15 protein-coding genes are annotated in these 17,278 nt (G+C 55.9%); 9 read left to right on the top strand and 6 right to left on the bottom strand.

Annotation, left to right across the window (positions count from 1 at the left end):
- The first annotated feature begins 75 nt into the window (after positions 1–75).
- The gene (gene lipA / locus ACXJGX_RS00340; protein ID WP_474778149.1) at positions 76–1,035 is read left to right on the top strand and encodes a lipoyl synthase; all 960 of its coding nucleotides are present in this window, start codon (positions 76–78) and stop codon (positions 1,033–1,035) included.
- Here the strand turns inward: lipA and ACXJGX_RS00335 are convergent, their stop codons facing one another.
- Positions 1,036–2,304, bottom strand: coding sequence for a sensor domain-containing phosphodiesterase (locus ACXJGX_RS00335; protein ID WP_474778148.1), 1,269 nt, complete (start codon positions 2,302–2,304; stop codon positions 1,036–1,038). It abuts the gene before it with no gap.
- 95 nt (positions 2,305–2,399) lie between these two features.
- The gene (gene hpt / locus ACXJGX_RS00330) at positions 2,400–2,945 is read right to left on the bottom strand and encodes a hypoxanthine phosphoribosyltransferase (protein ID WP_474778147.1); all 546 of its coding nucleotides are present in this window, start codon (positions 2,943–2,945) and stop codon (positions 2,400–2,402) included.
- Positions 2,946–3,029: 84 nt separating this feature from the next.
- Between hpt and ACXJGX_RS00325 the strand changes: the two genes are divergently transcribed.
- Positions 3,030–3,473: a type II toxin-antitoxin system RatA family toxin gene (locus tag ACXJGX_RS00325; protein ID WP_474778146.1), complete on the top strand. Its 444-nt coding sequence runs from the start codon at positions 3,030–3,032 to the stop codon at positions 3,471–3,473.
- Between the two features lie 49 nt (positions 3,474–3,522).
- On the opposite strand, the gene ACXJGX_RS00320 is transcribed toward ACXJGX_RS00325, so the two are convergent.
- The 4 genes from ACXJGX_RS00320 to ACXJGX_RS00305 all read right to left on the bottom strand — a co-directional run bounded on the left by ACXJGX_RS00320 (position 3,523) and on the right by ACXJGX_RS00305 (position 6,944).
- Positions 3,523–4,704 carry an ammonium transporter gene (locus ACXJGX_RS00320; RefSeq protein ID WP_474778145.1) on the bottom strand — a complete coding sequence of 394 codons (1,182 nt, stop codon included), beginning with the start codon at positions 4,702–4,704 and terminating at the stop codon, positions 3,523–3,525.
- Positions 4,705–4,852: 148 nt separating this feature from the next.
- On the bottom strand, positions 4,853–5,329 hold the full coding sequence (locus ACXJGX_RS00315; protein ID WP_474778144.1) for a CinA family protein: 477 nt from the start codon (positions 5,327–5,329) through the stop codon (positions 4,853–4,855).
- The gene (locus ACXJGX_RS00310) at positions 5,326–5,814 is read right to left on the bottom strand and encodes a phosphatidylglycerophosphatase A family protein (protein WP_474778143.1); all 489 of its coding nucleotides are present in this window, start codon (positions 5,812–5,814) and stop codon (positions 5,326–5,328) included. Before ACXJGX_RS00310 ends, ACXJGX_RS00315 begins: the two co-directional genes overlap by 4 nt.
- On the bottom strand, positions 5,811–6,944 hold the full coding sequence (locus tag ACXJGX_RS00305; protein WP_474778142.1) for a bifunctional 2-C-methyl-D-erythritol 4-phosphate cytidylyltransferase/2-C-methyl-D-erythritol 2,4-cyclodiphosphate synthase: 1,134 nt from the start codon (positions 6,942–6,944) through the stop codon (positions 5,811–5,813). Before ACXJGX_RS00305 ends, ACXJGX_RS00310 begins: the two co-directional genes overlap by 4 nt.
- 187 nt (positions 6,945–7,131) lie before the next feature.
- Here ACXJGX_RS00305 and dusB point away from each other — a divergent pair, with 187 nt between their 5' ends.
- The 7 genes from dusB (at position 7,132) to ACXJGX_RS00270 (ending at position 17,238) form a co-directional block, all read left to right on the top strand.
- Positions 7,132–8,133 (top strand): tRNA dihydrouridine synthase DusB, encoded by a 1,002-nt coding sequence (gene dusB / locus ACXJGX_RS00300; RefSeq protein ID WP_474778141.1) that lies wholly within the window; start codon positions 7,132–7,134, stop codon positions 8,131–8,133.
- Positions 8,130–9,206, top strand: coding sequence for a two-component system sensor histidine kinase NtrB (locus ACXJGX_RS00295; protein WP_474778140.1), 1,077 nt, complete (start codon positions 8,130–8,132; stop codon positions 9,204–9,206). The genes dusB and ACXJGX_RS00295 overlap by 4 nt, the downstream gene beginning before the upstream one ends.
- Complete coding sequence (locus tag ACXJGX_RS00290; protein WP_474778139.1) at positions 9,206–10,579, top strand: response regulator; 1,374 nt, start codon at positions 9,206–9,208, stop codon at positions 10,577–10,579. Before ACXJGX_RS00295 ends, ACXJGX_RS00290 begins: the two co-directional genes overlap by 1 nt.
- 104 nt (positions 10,580–10,683) lie before the next feature.
- The gene (locus ACXJGX_RS00285; protein ID WP_474778138.1) at positions 10,684–12,933 is read left to right on the top strand and encodes a sensor histidine kinase NtrY-like; all 2,250 of its coding nucleotides are present in this window, start codon (positions 10,684–10,686) and stop codon (positions 12,931–12,933) included.
- Between the two features lie 8 nt (positions 12,934–12,941).
- A complete protein-coding gene (gene ntrX, locus ACXJGX_RS00280) occupies positions 12,942–14,342 on the top strand; it encodes a nitrogen assimilation response regulator NtrX (RefSeq protein ID WP_474779139.1) in 1,401 nt (466 codons plus the stop codon).
- A complete protein-coding gene (trkA, locus tag ACXJGX_RS00275; RefSeq protein ID WP_474778137.1) occupies positions 14,342–15,718 on the top strand; it encodes a Trk system potassium transporter TrkA in 1,377 nt (458 codons plus the stop codon). Before ntrX ends, trkA begins: the two co-directional genes overlap by 1 nt.
- Entirely contained in the window at positions 15,718–17,238 is a 1,521-nt protein-coding gene (locus tag ACXJGX_RS00270; protein ID WP_474778136.1) for a TrkH family potassium uptake protein, read from the top strand. Before trkA ends, ACXJGX_RS00270 begins: the two co-directional genes overlap by 1 nt.
- Positions 17,239–17,278: the final 40 nt, after the last annotated feature.

The following is a 17,278-nucleotide window of genomic DNA, read 5'->3' as shown; positions in this document are numbered from 1 at the left end:
CTATGCGGGGTATCAAGACTGTTGGACAAATCGATAGGGCGGCGTTACCTATCTGCCAAACCAACGGAGACCGATATGTCCACGCGCGATCTGAAAATACCGGCACAGCGCCACCCCGAAAAGCAGCGCCGCGCGGATGCGGCGCAGCCCAAAAAACCAGACTGGATTCGGGTCAAGGCGCCGACCTCAGAAGGATACAAGCAAACACGCGACATTATGCGCGAACACAAGCTGGTCACGGTCTGCGAGGAAGCAGGCTGTCCCAACGTCGGCGAATGTTGGTCGCAGGGCCATGCAACAATGATGATTATGGGCGAGGTGTGTACCCGCGCCTGCACGTTCTGTAATATTGCAACGGGCAAGCCGCCCGAGGCACTGGATGTGTTCGAGCCGGGGCGCGTCGCGGATGCCGTAAAAAAACTGGGCCTCAAGCACGTCGTTATCACATCTGTTGATCGCGACGATGTTGATGATGGCGGTGCAGAGCATTTTGCGCAAACCATCCGCGCAGTGCGTCGCCAATCGCCCGCAACGACGATTGAAATTCTTACACCTGATTTTATCCGATGTGATTCCAGTGTGTTAGAGGTTGTTGTTGCTGCGCGGCCTGACGTCTTTAACCACAATCTGGAAACAGTACCGGGCCTGTACCCAGAGGTACGGCCTGGCGCACGCTACTTCCATTCACTGCGTCTTTTGCAGCGGGTCAAGGAGCTAGACCCGACAATGTTTACCAAGTCGGGGATTATGGTTGGGTTGGGTGAAGACCGCCAATCAGTCATTCAGGTCATGGAGGATATGCGCGCGGCCGACATCGATTTCTTGACGATCGGGCAATATTTGCAGCCGACGCCCAAACACCACAAAGTCGACCGTTTTGTGACGCCAGAGGAGTTCGCGTCATATGAAAAGGCCGCATTCGGCAAGGGTTTCTTGATGGTTTCAGCCACGCCGTTGACCCGTTCGTCATATCATGCGGGCGAAGATTTCGCGCGACTGCGTGCTGCACGTCTTAAGCGGTTGGGCGGACTGTAATTAGTGAATGGCCCAGCGCGCAGGTTCTGGGCTTTCGCTGACGTTGGCCCCTGAACGTGCTTGATGTAACAGATGCAAGCGCGTGATTTGTTCTTCGGCAGGGATCGGGCGACCCAAATGATACCCTTGACCGAAGCGCACACCAAGGTGCAGCAGCACACGTTTTTCTTCCTCTTTTTCAATGCCTTCCGCGATTAAAAACGCGCCAATTTGCTTTGAAAAATAGACCATGGCGCGGGTCAGCGATTGTTTGACCGGATCGTTATGGATGTCCGATACCAACGAACGATCCAGCTTTAACACATTCGGATTAAGCTCCACGACGGTGCTGAGCCCCGCATAGCCAGCACCCAGATCGTCGATGGCAATCCCGATCTCGCGCGACCGCATCGGCGCAATGACTTTCAAGATGCGATCGACATCGCCGATCATCTTGTGCTCGGTCAATTCAATGACCACGCGGCGACGGGGCAGGCTCATCATGACATCCAAAAACTCTGGCGCTGCAATCGTTTCCGGGCTGGCATTCAGTGTCAGGTATAGCCGGGGTGGCAGTTCGTTCAAATATGTCAACGCTTTGCGGATCGCGGCCAATTCAAGCCTTACCAGCATATCGGCCTCGGTGGCCAAATCGAACCAGATCATCGGGTCAGCGCAAGAGGTGAGCGTAAAGCGGCTGAGCGCCTCTACACCGACTGGTCGCTGGCTATTCAGCGTTGCGATCGGTTGAAGATGAATGTCGATCGCGCTGCGTTTGATTACCTGCTTTATCTGATTCACAGCAAAGCTGCGCGCGCTGACAAGATCAATCTCGTCCGCCAACGACTTTGCGGCGAGATCCGCAAATAGGGTCACTGTTTGCAGGTCGCGTGCGGTAAGTGCTGGCTGGGCGGCATGCGAAAAGCAACAAAACATACCGTGGATTGATCCGTCGCGACGCCTGATCGGGACACTGATCATTGCGCGAATATGCGCAGACTGGATGAAACGCAGGGTTTTTGTAGACGGGTAGTCGTTCAAGTCCGTCATCATCGGCGGAAGCGTCCCGTTCATGATCTGCCCGCAGGGGGTGTCAGCAAACCGCACCATCGTATTGGGCTTCACCATCTGCATCTTGTCTTGCCCGGAAACGCGGATGAACTTTATCGTGTCATTACAAGCCTCTGATATATATGCAACATCCATACCCATCAGTTTGCGCACTGTGTCTAAAATTGCGGAAATTACATCCTCCGACGCGTCCGCCGTAGACCTTGGTAAGCTACGCATAAACCGTTCTCCCACCCATACAAGGCCAGCTAACGACACACAGGTTAACAACCCATAAAAAACGAATAACTTTGCAGTTTTTAGTTGATATCTGGTTATTGATCGTCAGTGAAACGGACCTTGCCGATATAGGGAAGGTTCCGGTTGCGCTGCGCAAAGTCGATGCCGTAACCCACCACAAACTCGTCCGGTATTTCAAAGCCGATCCAGTCCGCGCGGAAATCCACCTCGCGGCGCGCAGGCTTGTCCAGCAGGGCAATGCTGCAAAGGCGGGTGGGCTGTTTGGTCGCCAGATAATCCATGACATGGGTCAACGTATGTCCTGTGTCGATGATATCTTCGACGACCAAGACATCGCGCCCTTCAATGCGGCCACGCAAGTCTTTGAAAATACGAACCTCTCGGCTGCTTTCCATCGCGTCACCATATGATGATGCTTCAAGAAAGTCGACTTCGACCGGCAGATCCAATTCGCGGACCAGATCAGCGATAAAGACAAACGACCCGCGCAACAAACCAACCACCACAAGCTTGTCCGTATCATGGAATTTACGCCCGATGTCGCGGGCGAGATCCTCGATCTTTGCGGCGATCGCTTTGGCGCTGATCAATTCGTCGATCACATAGGGGCGGTGCGGCATCGGTGACATGACCTCTGACAAGGGTTGCATTTCTGCGCGCAGTTTACGACATCAGAAGGCGAAGTCACCCGCGAAAGACCCCAAATGCCAACGCATTCCGAAACAAAGATTCTCCCTTACACCGCGCAGCAGATGTATGATCTGGTGGCAGATGTCGCGAACTACCCCAAATTTCTGCCGTGGACTGCGGCAGCAAGGATCCGCAGTATCGATGATCAAGGCGAGAAACAGGTGATGCTGGCCGATCTGGTGATTTCATTCAAAGTGTTTCGGGAAACTTTCGGCAGTCGTGTCACGCTTTGGCCCGACGTTCGAAAAATTGAAACGGAGTATCTTGATGGACCATTTCGTTATTTGGAAAGTCAGTGGAATTTCAAAGATATCGCAGAAGGTTGCGAAGTATCATTTTATGTGGACTTTGAATTCCGCAATCGGTTGTTGCAGGGCGCTGCGGGCATGTTTTTCAACGAAGCCATGCAGCGGGTTGTCCGCGCGTTTGAACGCCGCGCGTCCGAATTATATGCCTAAGGCAATTGGCCTGTTGCGGTGATTGATACACCGCAACAGGCCCAATGCGTTACGAATTAAAGTGATATGCGCGTTCACCATGCACGGTGATATCTAGCCCTTGGACTTCTGTGTCGGGATCGACGCGCAGTGGTGTGATTGCCTTGCAGATATAGATCAGTGCAACCGTCACCACCGTGGTGAAAATGCCCACAATCGCTAACCCGCCCAGCTGTGCGGCCCATGACCCTGCGCCAAACGCCGCGATAATGATCGTTCCAAAGATCCCGCCGATGCCATGTACCGCAAAGACATCCAGCGTGTCGTCGATCTGGAACCGGTTGCGGATTACATTCACCATCTCTTGGCACAAAACACCTGCGACCGCGCCGATGATCATCGCTTCGACAGGATCGACAAAACCGGACGCAGGCGTGATCGACGCCAGCCCGGCGATGGTCCCCGTGACGATCCCAACAAGAGACGTGCGGCCAAATTTGACCCGCTCCCAGATCGCCCAGGTCAGCGACGCCGTCGCCGCCGAGATATGTGTGACCGTGATGGCCATCGCGGCGTTCCCGTCGGCTGCCAGTTGTGATCCACCGTTAAATCCGAACCAGCCAACCCAAAGCATGGCCGCGCCAATCATCACCATGCCCGGATGATGCGGGGGTTTGGTTGTATCATGCCGTTTGCCCAAAAACAGCGCGAGGATCAGCGCCGCAAGCCCTGCGGTTTCGTGAACCACGATCCCACCAGCAAAATCCTTTACGCCGATTTCCCCAAAGATTCCGCCATCGGCCAAAAACCCGCCGCCCCAAATCCAATGTGTCACAGGCGCATAGCAAAGCAGCATCCAAAGGCCGGAAAACAGCAGCACAAAGCCAAAGTTGATCCGTTCAACATAGGCCCCAACAATGAGCGCTGGGGTAATGATCGCAAAAGTCATCTGAAAGGCAAAGAACAGCACCTCGGGCAGGGTGCCCGACAGCGTATCTGCGGTGATGCCGGTCAGGAACATTTTGTCCAAGCCGCCCCAATAGGCGTTGCCGGACCCGCCAAAGGCAATCGAATATCCAAACGCGAGCCAAAGGATGCTCATCAGGCATGCGATGGCATAGCAATGCATGAACACGCTCAGCACGTTGCGTGCACGTACAAGCCCACCGTAAAACAGCGCCAGCCCTGGCAATGTCATGAATAACACAAGCGCCGTGGCCACCATGATCCACGCGGTGTCTGCTCCGTTCATTTTGTCCCCTCCAATTGGGTTTTCCCATTGGACAGGCGTTAGGGCGGATTTTTCTTGCTGGATAAAGTAGCAATGCGCCAATCAGAGCGCGCAATATTACATCGATTTTAAAAGTGTCAGTATTTGAAGCGAAATGCACCCATTTTGACTAATTTGTAGGCGAAAATGAATCGATTGCGCGAACAAGCAACGCCAGCGCATGGTCACGCGCGGCAATCCGCACGTTTGAACGCCCCAAAGGGCCAAAATCAATGGTTTCGGTGCTGCATCGGCCGTTGATCGCGATGCCAAAACAAACGCGACCTTCGGGTTTGTGTTCGGAACCGCCGGGGCCCGCGATACCGGTGACAGACACGGATACCTGTGCGCCGGACTGCGCCAGCGCACCAAGCGCCATTTCACGCGCAACCTGTTCTGACACGGCGCCAAAGGCGTCCAATGTATCACTTTGGACACCCAGCATCTGCATTTTGGCGGCGTTGGAATATGTGACAAACCCGCGATCAAAAACCGCTGAACTGCCCGCGGTGTCGGTAATGGCCGCTGCGACCATGCCGCCCGTACAGCTTTCTGCTGTGGCAATCGTCAAACTTTTCGCGCGGGCGGCGTCGATCAGATTTTTCACATCAAAATTCCATGCGCGATTCCGGCAAGGATACCTACACCGACTGCTGCAAACACACCCGCGATGACATCGTCCAACATCACGCCGGTTGGGCCATGCATCCGGTCTGCCCAGCCGACAGGCCCCCATTTTGTAATGTCAAACAGCCGGAATAGCAAAAACGCTGCAATCCATCCCGGCCATAGTGCCAAGATCGCGACACCGTTATTGGCCGCGCCAAAGGCAATGGGCAACAAAGCGATCCATTGGCCGCAGACTTCGTCAATGACGATCTCGGACGGGTCGTGATTATCTTTGCCGCGGGTTTCTTCGGCGGTGGCCCATAGCCCGATGCCGTAGGACAGGATGACGCCAGCAACGATGCCCCATGGCCCTGCAAGCATATAAATGACCCAAGCGGCGGGCAGGGCGGCCAGTGACCCCCACGTGCCGGGGGCCGGGCGTATATGGCCCACATAAAAGAAAGTCGCGATCAGATGTGTCATGGCTTCACCAATGTAGCAGTTGCGATTGCGGCGATCCCTTCGCCGCGGCCCGTAAACCCAAGCCGCTCGGATGTGGTTGCCTTTACGCTAATCCGGTCGGGCGCAAGGCCCATGATCCGGGCCATCGCGGATTTCATTGCGGGCTGATGTGGTCCGATCTTTGGAAACTCGCAAACCAAGGTGCAATCGACATTGCTGATTTCATACCCCTGATCATGCGCGAGGGCGACGGCATGAGATAGGAAAATATGGCTTTCAGCGCCCTTCCATTGCGGATCAGACGGAGGGAAATGTTGACCGATATCCCCCATCCCTAACGCACCATAAATCGCGTCCGTTACGGCATGCATGCCAACGTCAGCATCGGAATGGCCTTGCAGGCTGCGCGCGAACGGGACTTTGACCCCGCAAAGCCACACATGATCGCCCGGCCCAAACCGGTGAACATCGTATCCGTTTCCGCATCTGACATCCATTGTGCGCCTCATTAACTGTTCGGCCAGCGCGAAATCGCTGGGGGTGGTGATCTTTATGTTGCGTTCATCGCCCGCAACGATCGCCACGTCCAGCCCCGCAGCGCGCGCCACGGCGACATCGTCGGTGGCATCGCCCGGATGTGCGCGGTGCGCGGCAAGAAGGGGGATCAGGTGAAAACCTTGTGGCGTCTGTGCGCGGTAAAGCCCGGCGCGATCCTGAACGCCTGTGACAAGATGCTGTTCCCCGTGCCAAAGCGTATCGGTGACGGCGACCGCAGGGGCCGCCCCCGCGTGGGTCTTTAGGGCTTCAATAACGCTGTCGATGATGGTGGATGTGACCAACGGACGTGCGGCATCGTGGATCAACACCTGCGTGGCAAGCCCGTCAGCTGCGGCAAGACCGGCAAGAACTGATTCCCGACGGGTTGCGCCGCCCGGCACCACAATGGCCTTTGGGGTGTCCTGCCACACCTGCGTCGCGATGTCGTCGGGGTGCAGAACCAAAATAAGATGGTCAACCGAAGCATGATCGGCAAATGGCTGCATGGCGCGCGCTGCAATGCTACGTCCCGCGATATGTTGCCACTGCTTGGGCATCGTTCCGCCGGCCCGCGTTCCGCGACCCGCGGCGACTATAATTGCGGCTATGGTCATGACAGTGTGATCCTAGGTTTTTCGTTTTGTGTAAGCTTGCCTGCCTTGCGGCGCAATTCGTCAGTTGGTCGCGGTCATTGCCCAAAAAATGGGCGTATGCATATTTAACCTTACTTTTTTAGCAGGGTTTTGTTGTGAAGTCAGGTATTTCCGCTTACCTCGTGTGGTGCGCACACACTTTAGGCAAATGACTGATAACTTGGCACATCGCGAATCAATCCAGATCAACACTGTTGAATTGTCCCCACCAGTTGCTCTTGCGCCTCTGGCTGGGATCACCGACCTGCCGTTTCGGCAGTTGGTCGCATCCTTTGGGGTGGGCTGGGTCGTGAGCGAAATGGTTGCCAGTCAGGAAATGGTGCAAGCCAAACCCGGCGTGCGCGAGCGGGCAGAACTGGGGTACGATCAAGATGGAACAGCAGTGCAGATCGCGGGCCGCGATCCATACTGGATGGCCGAGGCCGCTCGCATGATCGAAGCGAACGGTGCGGCAATGATTGACATCAACATGGGGTGTCCCGCCAAGAAGGTCACCAACGGCTACTCCGGTTCGGCGTTGATGCGCACGCCTGATCACGCACTTTCTTTGATCGCGGCGGTTGTGGGGGCCGTGTCGATTCCGGTCACGTTGAAAACGCGGTTGGGCTGGGATGACGATTGTTTGAATGCGGCCGATATCGCCAAGCGTGCCGAAGACGCAGGTATCAAACTTGTCACTATCCACGGACGTACGCGCTGTCAATTTTATAAAGGTGCCGCCGATTGGGCGGCGATCAATCAGATAAAACAGGCCGTGTCGATTCCGGTGATCGCAAACGGCGACATTGTGGACGCCGGCACCGCACGAGACGCGCTTGCACTGTCAGGGGCGGATGGCGTGATGATCGGGCGCGGCGCCCAAGGGAAACCTTGGGTATTGGCGCAGGTCGCACAGGCGTTGCACGGCGGTCCGGTCGTAAACGTCCCCGAAGGCGCCGCGCTGGCGACGCTGGTCGGCGCACATTACGAGGCGATGTTGTCGTTTTACGGCACTGAGCTGGGCCGCAGGGTCGCCCGCAAACATTTGGGGTGGTACATGGACGACGCCGCAACCGACCCGTCACTGCGCAAAGCAATCCTGACACATGCAAATCCGCGCGACGTGTTGCGCGACCTTCCCGATGCTCTGACCCAGAAGGTGGCGGCATGATTTTAGATACAGCGCTTTGGTCCTCTATCCCGGTGCCTGCACTGATGCTGGACGATGACGATTTGATCATTTCCAGCAATCCTGCGGCCGAAAGTTTTTTAAATATCTCGGCCAGAACCCTGGTCGGGCGGCGTTTTTGGGAAAAGGTCGTCATTGACGCCCACCTTGAAAACGCGTTCGCGCGGGCACGCAAAAATCGGTCGTCGCTATTTGTAAACGATGTGAATGTCGGCAGCGGCGAGCGACCGCCCATGATGTGCAATCTTCAGTTTGCGCCGTTGCAGGGCAGCGATTCAGTGATGATTGTCATGGTCAGCCCGCGCGAAATAGCGAGCCGTATTCATCAACAACATTCGTCCGAAAAGGCCGCGAAATCCGCTATCGGCATGGCAGAAATGTTGGCCCATGAAATCAAAAATCCGCTGGCGGGCATCACAGGTGCCGCACAGCTTCTGTCCATGGGCCTCAGCCCGGAAGATCAGGAAATGACGGATTTGATCGTCGAGGAAAGCCGCCGCATCGTTAAGCTTCTTGAGCAGGTAGAGCAATTTGGGAACCTGCGGCCCCCATTGATGAAGCGGATGAATATTCACGATGTGCTGGATCGCGCGCGTCAGTCGGCATCGGTCGGATTTGGCGCACACATGCTGTTTATCGAGGAATACGACCCGTCGCTGCCGCAAACGCTGGCGGACGGGGACCAGTTGTTGCAGGTGTTTTTGAACTTGCTCAAAAACGCGTCCGAGGCCTCCAAAGACGGCGGTGTTATTACGCTGCACACCTTTTATGACGCGTCGCTGCGTGTGCGGCGTTCTGACGGGACGCAGGCCCGTTTGCCGCTGCAAATCGAAATCATCGACAACGGACCGGGTCTGCCACCCGCGATTGCCGAAGATATTTTTGAACCCTTTGTCTCTGGCAAAGAAAATGGCACCGGGCTTGGGCTTGCGCTGGTGTCTAAACTGATTGGCGATGGTGGTGGATGGATCACGGTTGACAGCGTCCCCGGACGCACCGTGTTCCGCATATCGTTGCCTCTGGCCCCAAAAGACACCGAAACAGGAGAGAATTAATGGACGGCACCGTTCTTGTTGCAGATGACGACCGGACGATCCGGACAGTATTGACCCAAGCCCTGACGCGGGCAGGCTGTAAGGTGCACGCGACATCGTCGCTGGTGACTTTGATGCGGTGGGTCGATGAAGGCAAAGGCGATCTGGTGATCTCTGATGTGGTCATGCCCGACGGTAACGGATTGGACCAATTGCCAAAAATCGCCGCGGCGCGTCCGGGCCTTCCTGTTATCGTGATCTCGGCGCAGAACACGATTATGACGGCGATTCAGGCCGCCGAGGCGGACGCATACGACTATCTGCCCAAACCGTTTGACCTACCTGACCTGATGAAGCGCGCCGCGCGCGCCCTAGAGGTGAAGCGGCGTGCGCCCAACAATCGCGCCAAAGAAGCACCCGCCTCTGAACAGGGGGGGGATTTGCCACTGGTCGGGCGCACAGCCGTGATGCAGGCGCTTTATCGTCTGGTTGCACGGGTGATGAATACCCAGCTTCCCGTGTTGATCACCGGAGAAAGCGGCACTGGAAAGTCATTGATCGCACGTGCTGTACATGATTTTTCTGATCGGCGCAGCCTGCCGTTCGTCGTTGTATCGTCTAACGATTTAGAAGGCATGGACGGACCTTCATCCGTCTTGAGCCGTGCCAAGGGCGGGTCGATTTTATTCGATGAGGTCAGTGATCTGTCTGACGAAGCGCAGGGGCGTATTGTGCGCATGCTTGACGCCTTGGGTGATAACGCGCCGCGGATTATGGCGACATCGCAGTCGGATCTGATGGCGCGCATGGAAGAGGGGCGTTTTCGCGAAGATCTGTTTTACCGGCTTGGCGGCGTCACTGTTGATGTCCCATCGCTGCGCGAACGCGTTGACGACATTCCATTGCTTGCAGAACATTTTCTTGCCCGCGCCGAACGTGATGGCGCACCCGTCCGTCGCTTTGGCGGATCTGCGCTGGAACTCATTCGCGCCTACAGCTGGCCCGGGAACGTGCGCCAGCTTGAAAATGCGGTCCGGCGTTTGGTCTTTACCGCTGCGGAAGAGGAAATAACCCGTGCCGAGGTCGAATTGGTGCTGGGGAACCAACCAGCGATCGAACCGCTGCGGCAAGGTGGCGAGGGCGAAAAATTGTCCGCCAGCGTTGCAAAACACCTGCGGCGTTATTTCGATCTGCATGGCGGTGTGTTGCCGCCTCCGGGGCTTTATAATCGTCTTCTCAAGGAAATCGAAGGTCCGCTTTTAGAGATTGCGCTTGATGCGACGGGGGGAAATCAGGCGAAATGTGCCGATTTGCTTGGGATCAACCGAAATACTTTGCGTAAGAAGATCACCGACCTCGATATCCGCGTGACACGCCGCCGCAAATTGATGTAAAACCGCAACAGAACCGTTGCAAGGATGCGCCTATGTCGTAAATGCGCCACGTGTTCTCGGCGGTAATGTGGGAAAACCCACCTGAATTAAAAGAGAACAAGGGCGTGCAGCGTACCTTTTGGGCCTCTTATTTGACGCGGTTCGCCCGTTGGCAACGCCAGCGGCGCGTGCAAAACGCGATCAGTCTTGCGCTGATTGTCGCGGCGCCTTTGTTCGCCGGGATAACATACATATCCGTGGCGACACGCGGGCAGGGTACGACCTCACCTCTGCTGCGTCTCGTTCTTTTGGCCGATTTGATTTACGTGCTGGTCGTCATGGCTGTGGTGATGCGGCAAGTCGCCAAGATGATTGCGGCGCGGCGGGCCAAGTCCGCGGGATCGCGTCTGCATCTGCGTTTGACGGGCGTGTTTGCGATGGCGGCGTTGGTCCCCACCGTGCTTGTTGCCGTATTTTCCGTTCTGTTGATATCGGTCGCCTTGGACGGTCTGTTTTCAGAGCCTGTCGGCAACGTGTTGCGGACATCGTTGACGACAGCCCAAGCATACGAGGATGAACACAGGCAAGAGCTGACGCGCGATGCCTCGGGTTTGGCCGGTTATCTGAACCGTGAACGGCAGGCCGATTTTTTCATGGATGATGGGGCGGTGCGGCGCGCGCTTGGCAATGTGCAGGCGCAGATCGAACGATCATTGTCCGAAGCCTACGTCATCGACGGGCTGGGAGAGATCGCGGCACGCGGGTCGGGGTCCTACGATTTCGACTACGAACGCCCGGATGCGGAAGCCTTTGCAGAGGCTGAAAGGGTCGGCATTTCGATTATCGAAGACGTCCATAACAACGAATTCAGGGCCCTGTTACCGCTTACTGCGTTTCGCAATCGATACCTTTATGTGACGCGGCGTGTCGATGGCAGCGTTCTGACGTTGCTGGATGATACGACCGAAACGGTCGCGCAATATGAACAGCTTGCGACGGAACGTGGTAAAATGTTGTTTCAATTTGGCCTTTTGTACCTAGGGTTCGCTGCAATCCTGATTTTGGGTTCGATTTGGGGCGCATTGTGGTTTGCAGAGCGTCTGTCGCGGCCCGTTGGGCGATTGGTATCGGCATCGCAGCGCGTTGGTTCGGGCGATTTGGATGTGCGGGTGATCGAAGACGACGGCGACGATGAAATTTCGCAGTTGGGACGTGATTTCAACCAGATGACCGCGCGGCTAAAGGGGCAGCGTGACGAGTTGTTGGAAACCAACCGGATGACCGAACAGCGTCGGCGGCTGTTTGACTCTGTCCTCAGTTCGGTCACGTCCGGCGTTGTGGGGCTCGATTCCGATGGTCGGGTCACGTTGGTTAATCCGTCCGCACGGCGTTTGTTATCGGTCGACCATATAAATGGGCCAACAGCGCTGGCGGCGGCAATTCCCGAATTTTCCGACCTTTTCAACGAATTGCGGGCCTCGGGAAACGACGGTGTGCAGGCTCAGGTCAACCTGATCCGTAACGGCCAACAAGAAAGCCTGCTGGTGCGGATGTCGCCGCGCCGGACGGCCGAGGGGGACTTGGAAGGGTTTGTTGTGGCCTTTGACGATGTCACCGACCTTGTCAGCGCCCAACGGATGGCTGCGTGGGGCGATGTCGCGCGCCGTATTGCGCATGAAATCAAGAACCCGCTTACACCGATCCAGTTGTCGGCTGAACGGATCAAACGGAAATTCGGCGGCCAGTTAGGCGAAGATGCGGGCAAGTTGGAACAAATGACGGATGTCATTGTACGACAGACCAATGACTTGCGCCGCATTGTTGATGACTTCTCAAAATTCGCTCGGATGCCGGAACCACAGATCGCCGCGGTCGACCTGACACAGCTTGTATCTGATGCCGTGTCGTTGCAACGCGTGGGCCAACCCAAAGTCGCAATCGATGCGGACCTGCCGTCCGTTCCGATGCTGGCCGATGTCGACGGAACGATGATTAGCCAAGCCCTGATGAATTTAATAAAAAATGCGGGCGAAGCGACTGAAACGTATATGGAAAAATATGGTACTGCGGACTACAAACCGCAGGTGCGCGTAACCCTTGTTCATCAGAATGATCAGGTTCAGATTACGGTTTCGGACAACGGTGTCGGCCTGCCAGAGGATCGCGCGCGGCTGTTTGAGCCATATGTGACGACGCGGGACAAGGGCACCGGTCTCGGGCTGCCCATCGTGAAAAAGATCATCGAGGAACATGCTGGCAGCCTGATCCTGACAGATGCCGAAATTTTTGATGGCCAGACCCACGCCGGGGCCTGCGCGATCATTCGACTGCCGTTGATGTCTGCGTCGGCGCAGACAGTGAAAATACCTGCATGAGGACGATTATGGGCGATATTCTGATTACCGATGATGAACGCGATATCCGAGAGCTTATCTCGGACATTTTAAAAGACGAGGGGTATAGCACACGCCTCGCGGGCACGTCCGACGAATGCATGAGCCAAATCGCGTCCGCGCCGCCCGCGTTGATGATCCTTGATATCTGGCTGAAAGACAGCAACATGGACGGGATCGATATTCTTAAAACCGTCAAACGTGACTATCCCGACATTCCTGTCGTGATCATTTCGGGGCATGGTAACATCGAGATTGCCGTGGCTGCGATAAAACAAGGCGCCTACGACTTTATCGAAAAACCGTTTAATATCGATCAGTTACTGGTCGTTATTCGCCGTGCAATGGAAACGTCGCGCCTGCGTCGTGAGAACCAGGAGTTAAAGCGTGGCGATGCGGTCAGTGCTGAAATGTTGGGCGACAGCGCCGCGTTTCGGACACTAAAGTCGCAGCTGGACAAGGTGACAAAATCGAACGGTCGGGTGATGCTGACAGGGCCAGCAGGCGCGGGCAAGGAAATTGCCGCCCGCTATATCCACGCCAATTCAAGCCGTGCGGGTGCGCCTTTTGTGACCGTAAGCTCGGCATCCATCGCCCCTGACCGCATGGAAGAAGTATTATTCGGACGCGAAGACAAGGGGCGCGGGATTGCACCGGGTCTTCTCGAAGAGGCACATGGTGGCGTTATCTATTTTGACGAAGTCGCAGATATGCCATTGGGAACGCAGTCAAAAATCCTGCGGGTTCTTGTTGATCAACGTTTTCAACGCGTTGGCGGAACAGATAAGGTGCAGGTTGATCTGCGCGTTATCTCTGGCACCAATCGCGATCTCAGCGAAAGCATTTCTGCGGGCACCTTTCGCGAAGAACTTTACCACCGCTTGAACGTCGTCCCGATCGCGGTGCCTTCGCTGGAAGAACGCCGCGAGGATATTCCGGTTCTGGCGAGCCACTTTATCGAAGTGTTCAACAAGGCACAGGGCCTGCCACTGCGCAAACTGGGCGATGACGCACGCGCATTGTTGCAAACCATGCTGTGGCCCGGGAACGTGCGTCAGTTGAAGAATGTCGTGGAACGTATTCTTATTCTTGGGGAAAATTCTGGTGACATTGGCGCAAAAGAACTGCCAACAACCGAAGATGTTGGGAATTCAGAGGGTAGGATCGCCTTGTCAGGCGGGCTTGCAACATTGCCGCTGCGCGAAGCGCGCGAGTTGTTCGAGCGCGAATATCTGTTGACGCAAATCAACCGCTTTGGTGGCAACATCAGCCGCACCGCGTCGTTTGTCGGGATGGAGCGATCCGCCTTGCACCGCAAGCTGAAATCCCTAGGTGTGGTCACGACAAACAAAGCGGGCGGTCGCGTCGCATACGTAGAGGGTGACGAATAATGAAGGTAATCATCTGCGGCGCTGGTCAGGTTGGCTGGCAGATCGCGCGGCACCTGTCTGGTGAGAAAAACGATGTAACGGTTGTCGACAACAACCCTGAACTGGTGCGTCGCGCCACCGATACGCTGGATGTGCAGGGGATTGCAGGCCATGCCAGCTATCCTGACGTGCTCGAACGCGCGGGTGCCCGCGATGCAGATATGATCATCGCCGCCACCCATTCAGACGAGGTCAATATGGTGACGTGTCAGGTGGCGCATTCTGTTTTCGCCGTGCAGCGCAAAATTGCGCGACTGCGGGCGCAAAGCTATCTGGATGCGATATATTCTGACCTGTACCGCCGTGACCATCTTCCGATCGACGTTGTTATTTCCCCGGAAAAAGAAGTTGCCGAAGCGGCCTTGCAGCGCCTTGCCGCACCCGCCGCGTTTGACACCGAAAGTTTTCTTGAAGGCAAGGCGCAGCTTTTGGGGATTACGATCGATCAGGATTGCCCGGTGATCAACACGCCTCTTCGGCAGTTGACCGACCTTTTTTCGACGCTGCGCGCCATTGTCGTTGGGATTCGCCGGGAAGGAACCCTTTTTGTCCCATCGGCTGGTGATCAGATATTTGCAGGCGACGATTGTTATATCTTCACCGTGACCGAAGACATGCCGCGCACGCTCGAGATTTTTGGTAAAACACAATCGAAACAAGAACGTATTGTCATCATTGGCGGCGGAAATGTCGGGCTTGGCGTGGCCAAGGCGCTGGAGGCGCGCACCGAAAAAGTACGTGTCAAAGTCATCGAATTAAATCGCTCTATTGCTGAAAAGGCCGCCGATTCATTGGATCGCACCATCGTGCTGCATGGTGATGGATTGGATAGCGCGCTGCTGGAAGAGGCCAATATTTCAACTGCAGACGCAGTTCTGGCCGTGACAGATGACGATAAAACCAACCTGTTGGCGTCAGTGCGCGCCAAAGAGATGGGCTGTGCGATGGCGATCTGTTTGATCAACGACCCGACCTTGGTTCCGCTCATGGGGCCGCTGGATATCGACGCCTATATCAACCCGCGCGCCACGACGGTCAGCTCGATCTTGCGTCACATCCGACATGGGCGTGTCCGGGGCGTTTATTCAATTGGTGACGCCGAAGCCGAGGTGATCGAGGCACAGGTTTTGGGCACATCGCCGATTGCGGGTCAGAAAATCAAAGATATCGCCTTTCCCGAAGGAACGCTGATTGGCGGCCTGATGAAACAAGGGAAATACGTCAAACCGGTCGGTGACACCCGTATCGAAGAGGGTGACGTGATTGCGATTTTCGCAATGAGTTCCGATGTCCGAGAGGTCGAACGCCTTTTGCAAGTCTCAATCGACTTTTTCTGATGAAGTGGATCGTCCGCCTGCCATTTTTCGTGGTGCTGATGGGGATTGGCGCGATCGCAATGATCGTGCCCGCAATTCACGCCGCGGTACTCCAAGATTTTGAAACCATGCGTGCCTTTTTCTACGGGTTTGTGCTGTTTTTAATCCTGACCGGCGTCATCGGCATGACGACGTCCGGGTATGCCCCGAAAAACGTCGCCCGCAGCCAGTTGGTCGGACTGTTGTCCGCTTTTACGGTGTTACCGGTGATGTTTGCTGTCCCGCTCTACGAAGCGATCGGCAACACAACATTTTTGGATGCGTGGTTCGAAATGGTGTCAAGCTTCACGACCACAGGCGCAACCGTCTATGACAATGCGGGTCATTTGACGCCGTCGATGCATCTTTGGCGGGCGCTGGTGGGGTGGCTAGGGGGGTTACTTGTCTGGATCACTGCGGTATCGATTTTTGCCCCGATGAACCTTGGCGGCTTTGAAGTCCGTGCAACGTCGAACATCGGCAAAGGCAGCGGTGCCAGCTTTAACCAAATCACCAAGATCGCGGATCCGTCAGAACGTCTGGTGCGCTACACGCTGTCGCTCACGCCAATTTACGTGGGGCTGACGTTTCTTTTGTGGATCGGCCTCGTGATTTTCGGCGAATACCCCTATGTCGCGCTGTGCCATGCGATGTCGACGCTTTCGACATCGGGGATCACACCAATCGGGGGGCTTTACTATGCGGCCTCCGGGTTTGGCGGCGAGGTGATTGTGTGCGTATTCTTTATCTTTGCCTTCTCACGCCTGACATTCAGCCGCGGTCTGATCGGCGAACGCGAAAATGGATTGCGTCGCGACCCTGAATTTTTAACGGCGCTGGTTCTGATCGGGCTGGTCACAGCAGGCCTGTTTATGGTGCATTTTTTAGGCGCGGCCGAGCAAAAAACAAGTACGTCGTTTGGCGAGATGACGCGCGCACTGTGGGGGACATTCTTTACGGTGACGTCGTTTCTGTCGACGACAGGGTTTGAATCGCATTTCTGGACCGGGGCGACAAGCTGGTCCGGGCTGCGTGTGCCCGGGCTGTTTTTGACCGGTATGGCGCTGATTGGCGGCGGCGTGGCGACAACGGCTGGTGGCGTCAAACTCTTGCGTATTTATGCACTTTATCGTCACTCTGAACGCGAACAAGAACGGCTGTTACACCCGTCATCAATTGGCGGCGGCGGGCGTGACGCACGGCGTATTCGTAAGCAGGGCGCCTATATTTCGTGGATTTTCTTTATGCTATTCGCGATCAGCATCGCGGTTGTCATGGCATTGATGTCGCTGACTGGGGTTCAGTTTGAAACCTCGATGGTCCTGTCGGTCGCGGCCTTGTCGACGACCGGTCCGCTAGCCGATGTCGCCGCAGAGGTTCCGATTGCCTATTCCGGCATTCCCAATTCCGCAAAGGCGATTTTGGCTGCGGCGATGGTTCTTGGGCGTCTTGAGACGCTCGCGATCATCGCGCTGTTCAACCCCGAAATATGGCGCCGGTAACACAGTCAGCAGTGCTGTCTTTTTGGGGCTGGAAAGTCTG

This window comes from Yoonia sp. SWMV100 (genome assembly GCF_056108365.1).
The sequence above is the reverse complement of the archived record's forward strand: the minus strand, read 5'-3'. Positions and strand labels throughout refer to the sequence as shown.

What these genes read in the sequence shown, in the direction of transcription:
- dusB (WP_474778141.1), top strand. Translation starts at nt 7,132, where the DNA reads ATGACTGATAACTTGGCACATCGCGAATCAATCCAGATCAACACTGTT.
- trkA (WP_474778137.1), top strand. Translation starts at nt 14,342, where the DNA reads ATGAAGGTAATCATCTGCGGCGCTGGTCAGGTTGGCTGGCAGATCGCG.
- hpt (WP_474778147.1), bottom strand. Translation starts at nt 2,945, where the DNA reads ATGCCGCACCGCCCCTATGTGATCGACGAATTGATCAGCGCCAAAGCG.
- ACXJGX_RS00335 (WP_474778148.1), bottom strand. Translation starts at nt 2,304, where the DNA reads ATGCGTAGCTTACCAAGGTCTACGGCGGACGCGTCGGAGGATGTAATT.
- ACXJGX_RS00325 (WP_474778146.1), top strand. Translation starts at nt 3,030, where the DNA reads ATGCCAACGCATTCCGAAACAAAGATTCTCCCTTACACCGCGCAGCAG.
- ntrX (WP_474779139.1), top strand. Translation starts at nt 12,942, where the DNA reads ATGGGCGATATTCTGATTACCGATGATGAACGCGATATCCGAGAGCTT.
- ACXJGX_RS00305 (WP_474778142.1), bottom strand. Translation starts at nt 6,944, where the DNA reads ATGACCATAGCCGCAATTATAGTCGCCGCGGGTCGCGGAACGCGGGCC.
- ACXJGX_RS00290 (WP_474778139.1), top strand. Translation starts at nt 9,206, where the DNA reads ATGGACGGCACCGTTCTTGTTGCAGATGACGACCGGACGATCCGGACA.
- lipA (WP_474778149.1), top strand. Translation starts at nt 76, where the DNA reads ATGTCCACGCGCGATCTGAAAATACCGGCACAGCGCCACCCCGAAAAG.
- ACXJGX_RS00310 (WP_474778143.1), bottom strand. Translation starts at nt 5,814, where the DNA reads ATGACACATCTGATCGCGACTTTCTTTTATGTGGGCCATATACGCCCG.
- ACXJGX_RS00320 (WP_474778145.1), bottom strand. Translation starts at nt 4,704, where the DNA reads ATGAACGGAGCAGACACCGCGTGGATCATGGTGGCCACGGCGCTTGTG.
- ACXJGX_RS00295 (WP_474778140.1), top strand. Translation starts at nt 8,130, where the DNA reads ATGATTTTAGATACAGCGCTTTGGTCCTCTATCCCGGTGCCTGCACTG.
- ACXJGX_RS00270 (WP_474778136.1), top strand. Translation starts at nt 15,718, where the DNA reads ATGAAGTGGATCGTCCGCCTGCCATTTTTCGTGGTGCTGATGGGGATT.